Source organism: Leptolyngbya sp. PCC 6406, from assembly GCF_000332095.2.
Taxonomy (GTDB): Bacteria; Cyanobacteriota; Cyanobacteriia; order Phormidesmidales; family Phormidesmidaceae; genus PCC-6406.
In genome coordinates, this window is sequence record NZ_KI913949.1 from 3,861,203 (window position 1) to 3,865,849 (window position 4,647).

3 protein-coding genes and 1 pseudogene are annotated in these 4,647 nt (G+C 56.6%); 3 read left to right on the plus strand and 1 reads right to left on the minus strand.

From position 1 onward, the window contains the following. Positions 1-940: ABC transporter ATP-binding protein (locus LEP6406_RS0217030; RefSeq protein WP_409978144.1), on the plus strand; the 940-nt coding region annotated here is incomplete at its 5' end. A gap of 85 nt (positions 941-1,025) precedes the next feature. After that, positions 1,026-3,338, plus strand: coding sequence for a molybdopterin oxidoreductase family protein (locus LEP6406_RS0217035; RefSeq protein WP_008313531.1), 2,313 nt, complete (start codon positions 1,026-1,028; stop codon positions 3,336-3,338). Positions 3,339-3,530: 192 nt separating this feature from the next. Here the strand turns inward: LEP6406_RS0217035 and LEP6406_RS31360 are convergent, their stop codons facing one another. Further along, positions 3,531-4,124, minus strand: coding sequence for a DUF2220 domain-containing protein (locus tag LEP6406_RS31360; protein ID WP_081748160.1), 594 nt, complete (start codon positions 4,122-4,124; stop codon positions 3,531-3,533). A 110-nt stretch (positions 4,125-4,234) separates the two neighbouring features. Here LEP6406_RS31360 and LEP6406_RS34380 point away from each other — a divergent pair. After that, positions 4,235-4,647 (plus strand): annotated as a pseudogene (locus LEP6406_RS34380) (IS4 family transposase); the annotation flags it as partial.

Consider the following 4,647-nt stretch of genomic DNA (forward strand, 5'->3'; position numbering starts at 1 on the left):
CCCATCACCCCATCACCCCAACACCCCATCACCCCAACACCCCATCACCCCAACACCCCATCACCCCATCACCCCCCTACCCCATCACCCCAACACCCCACCCCCCATGCAAACCCTCACCACCACCACCACCCACCCCTCTCCCCGACCTACGGAACCCTTCCTCGTCATTGATGGCGTTTCCAAGGTCTACCCCACCCCAAATGGTCCCTACCCGGTGCTGGATAATATCCATCTCACAGTGAACGAGGGGGAATTTATCTGTTTAATTGGCCACTCGGGCTGTGGCAAGTCCACGCTGCTGGATATGGTCTCTGGCTTTCGTGAGCCGACTCAGGGGGAAGTTCGCCTAGAGTCCCAGACCATTCGGGAGCCCGGTCCCGATCGCATGGTGGTCTTTCAGAACTATTCCCTGCTGCCGTGGCTGACCGCCTATGAAAACATCTACTTAGCGGTGGAGTCGGTGTTTCCCCATCTGAAACGCAAGGACAAGGTGGCGCTGGTGAATGAGCACTTGGCCCTAGTGGGGTTGACGGAGGCGGCGAACAAAAAGCCGAAGGAGCTCTCCGGGGGGATGAAGCAGCGGGTGTCCATTGCCCGCGCCCTGGCACTCCAGCCCAAGATGCTGATTCTAGACGAGCCCTTTGGAGCCTTGGATCCCATTACCCGCGAGGAGTTGCAGGAGGAACTGCTGCGGATCTGGGCAGATCATCAGGTGACGGTGTTGATGATTACCCATGACATTGATGAGGCCCTGTTTTTGGGCGATCGCCTAGTGATGATGACCAATGGCCCTGCGGCCCGTATTGGCGAAGTGCTGGATCTACCCTTTCCCCGACCCCGGCAGCGATCGCGGTTGATGGAGCAGCCGGAATACTATGACCTGCGGAACCACGCGCTAGATTTCCTCTACCGTCGCTATGCCCACGAAGACGAGTAGAGAGGCAAGATTTCCCCATTGGAAACGCAAAATTCTGGGTCTCTATGGGGCTCTAATTTTGGGTTCCTATTCAGGATGACGCTTCATGACCCCCTCTAAATTTCCCTCGTCTTCCTTTGATCCCGTCTCTACCCTTTGCCCCTATTGCGGGGTGGGGTGTGGTCTGGCGGTACAGCCTCCGGCGCTACCCGGTCGCCCTGTGAATCGGGACAAGGCGGGCAATCCCCTGTGGCAGGTGCGGGGCGATCGCGCCCATCCCTCTAGCCAGGGTATGGTCTGTGTCAAGGGGGCAACAGTGGCGGAGGCGCTAGACCAGGATCGCCTCAAGTATCCGATGATACGGGATTCCCTAGATGCCCCTTTCCAGCGGGTGACCTGGGATGATGCTCTGGATCGGATCTGCGATCGCATTCAGACCCTACGCCGCACCTTAGGCTCCCAGAGCATTTGCATGTATGGCTCCGGCCAACTCCAGACCGAGGACTACTATGTGGCCCAAAAATTGCTGAAGGGTTGCCTGGGCACCAACAATTTTGACTCCAACTCCCGCCTTTGTATGTCCTCAGCAGTGGCGGGTTACACCCAGAGCTTCGGCTCCGATGGCCCCCCCTGCTGCTACGCCGACCTAGAGCTAACGGACTGCGCCTTTCTGATCGGCACCAATGCGGCGGAATGCCATCCCATTGCCTACAACCGCCTGCGGAAGTACCACAAAAAGCAAAGGGGTAAGGTCAAGCTCATCGTGGTGGATCCCCGCCGGACCCAAACCGCACGGGATGCGGATCTGCACCTTGCGATCGCACCCGGTAGTGACATTCCCCTGCTCCACGGCATTGCTCACCTGCTGCTGCGCCAGGGCTGGATTGATCCCGAATTCATCACCAATTGCACCGAAGGCTTCACCGCCTATACAGAAATTCTGGCCCACTATCCCCCCGAGCGGGTGGCCATTCTCTGCGGCATTCGCCAACAGGATTTGGAAACCGCCGCCCAGTGGTGGGGCGAATCTCAGCGAGTGCTCTCCCTCTGGTCCATGGGCATGAACCAGTCCAGCGAAGGTACCGCCAAGGTCCGCAGTTTGATTAACCTGCACCTCATGACGGGCCAAGTGGGCAAACCGGGGGCGGGTCCCTTTTCCCTCACCGGACAGCCCAACGCCATGGGAGGGCGTGAAACCGGGGGACTGGCCCACATTTTGCCGGGATACCGCTCCGTCACCAACCCCCAGCATCGTCAGGAGCTGGAACAAGCGTGGGGACTCCCCCCGAATAGTATTTCTCCCCAGCCAGGACTGGCGGCACGGGACATGGTGCTGGCTCTGGAACGGGGCCACCTTGGGCTGCTGTGGATTGTGGCCACCAACCCAGCCGTGAGCCTGCCGGATCTAGTACGGACCAAAGCTGCCCTCCGCGCCTCCCCCTTCACGGTGTACCAAGACGCCTACTATCCGACGGAGACTGCCGCCTACGCCCATATCCTGCTCCCCGCCGCCCAGTGGGGCGAAAAAACCGGCACCATGACCAACTCCGAGCGCATGGTCACGCTCTGCCAGCAGTTTCGCCTGCCCCCCGGTCAGGCTCGCCCCGACTGGGAAATCTTTGCAGAGGTGGGACGACGGCTGGGGTTTACCGATCAGTTTGATTTCCCCTCTTCAGCAGCGGTGCATGGAGAATTTGTGCACCTCACCCAGGGGCGACTGTGCGACATGTCGGGCCTCAGCCACGATCGCCTCGCCACCGAAGGGGCAATCCAGTGGCCTTGTCCCCAGGGGGAAACGGTGCCCGCTACCCAACAGGACAAACGGCTCTACGAAGACCGCATCTTTGCCACCGCCAACGGTCGGGCACACTTTGCCGCCTGCCATGAAAAAGGTTTGGCAGAACCCCCAGACCCCGCCTATCCCTTTGTACTCACCACCGGACGCCTCTACGGCCACTGGCACACCCAAACCCGCACCGGGCGCATTGAGAAAATCCGCACCCTACATCCCATTCCCCAACTAGAAATGAGCCCCCTCGACGCCCAGCGGTTGCACTTGCAGTCCGGCAACTGGGTAGAGGTGAGATCGCGCCGAGGCCGCGCCCGCCTTCAAGTCCTCGTCACCCAATACATCCGCCAAGGGACAGTGTTTATGCCCATGCACTGGGGAGCCCTCTGGGCCGAGGAAGCAGAATGCAATGCCCTCACCGTCCCCAATGTCTGCCCCGAATCCCTCCAACCGGAACTCAAAGCCTGTGCGGTGCAGGTGATCCCCGTTAGCACAGTGGCAGAAGACAGTGCTACGGATAGATCCACCCATGGAACCACTCATGGGACCGCTAATGGGGCCACCGATGAGATGATTGCCGATAGTGCTGTAGCCCCAGCGTCAGCCATTGCGATCGCCCACAAGACCTGACCGCCGCCGCCCTCCTAATTCAGGGATTCATAAATGATCGCGATCATAAACAGGCTCAGCAATGTGGTTGCGAGGCGCAAGAAAAAGGGCAACGCCGTTAGAAGCAGTTGCTCCGCCTGATCCACACCCCCGAAAGGCGCGAGAAATAGCAAAGCATAAAGGAGCCTTGGTAGAGGAGTTGAGAAGTTTTCTTTAACCAAGTAGATTTTGCAGAAATCGATTGACATAATTCTGACTGATACGCTCTTGTTCCAAACGTTTCTGATGAGAAGCGAGATAGATATATAAAGTTGATTCTTCAGGAGTGAGATAAGGCAACGTCTCAGGGATCCTTCCATCTACAGAAACAGCAAATTCATCAAATGCCCTAAATGTTTCCATGTCCATCATAATGGACGTTGTTTGAGGAAAATAAGACCGTACTTGAGATAAAATCTTAAACCCATCAACATCCAAATCTCCCCAGTAAAAGATAGGATGGCTTGATAGCCATATGATGGTTTTCAAGGTTTGAACAGCATATCCACTACCAAAGATAGCAAAGCTATTTTTTAGAGACGGCAACGTTAAAAAATTCATCACATTCTCAGTAATAAAGCAGCGATGAACCTCTAAGTTTAGTTGCCTGAACTCAGAGACAGGCATGCTAATGTCCGTTGCAGGAAATCCATATTGATTCTTGAGTGAATGGTCTAAAAGCCTAAATCGAATCAGGGGTTCACGATATTTAAGGCAACACTCCGGACAGTTTTTCGGGGTAGGTTGGAGAAAAGCTATCCACCGCATAGAGTGCAGGTGTACGAAAAACACGGTGCACCGATGGATAGCCTCAACCGCATCTTAGCCGGTCTGCTGACGACAGCAGGCCATTTAGCAAACCGCAGCGCCAGTTTCTGATGACGCTGATGACCACGATTTTTGTGGTTTGTGGCAAAGTCAACTACACCAACCTGAGTCGATACAGCGACCGCTGTGAACGAACCTACCGGCGACATTTTGAGGCTGGACTGGGCCTAGAAAGCTTGAACCAAGCCTTAATTGAGCAGGTGATTGCAGACACCAGCACTCAGATTGCAGTGGTGGACTGCACCTTTACTGAGAAAAGTGGTCGTCACACCTACGGACTGGACTGGTTCTACAACGGCAAAACGCAGCGGGCCGAACGGGGGTTGGAATGGTCAGTGGTGGCGGTGGTTGATCTGGGGCAGAAGACCGGCTATGCCCTATCGGCGCAACAAACCGCAGCGGGGCTAGGGGCACAAGAACCTGCCACGGCTGACGAGACAACACCCCCCAAGAGCCGAGTTGA

Coding starts and splice junctions, on each gene's coding strand:
- LEP6406_RS0217035 (WP_008313531.1), top strand. CDS start 1,026: ATGACCCCCTCTAAATTTCCCTCGTCTTCCTTTGATCCCGTCTCTACC.
- LEP6406_RS31360 (WP_081748160.1), bottom strand. CDS start 4,124: ATGCGGTGGATAGCTTTTCTCCAACCTACCCCGAAAAACTGTCCGGAG.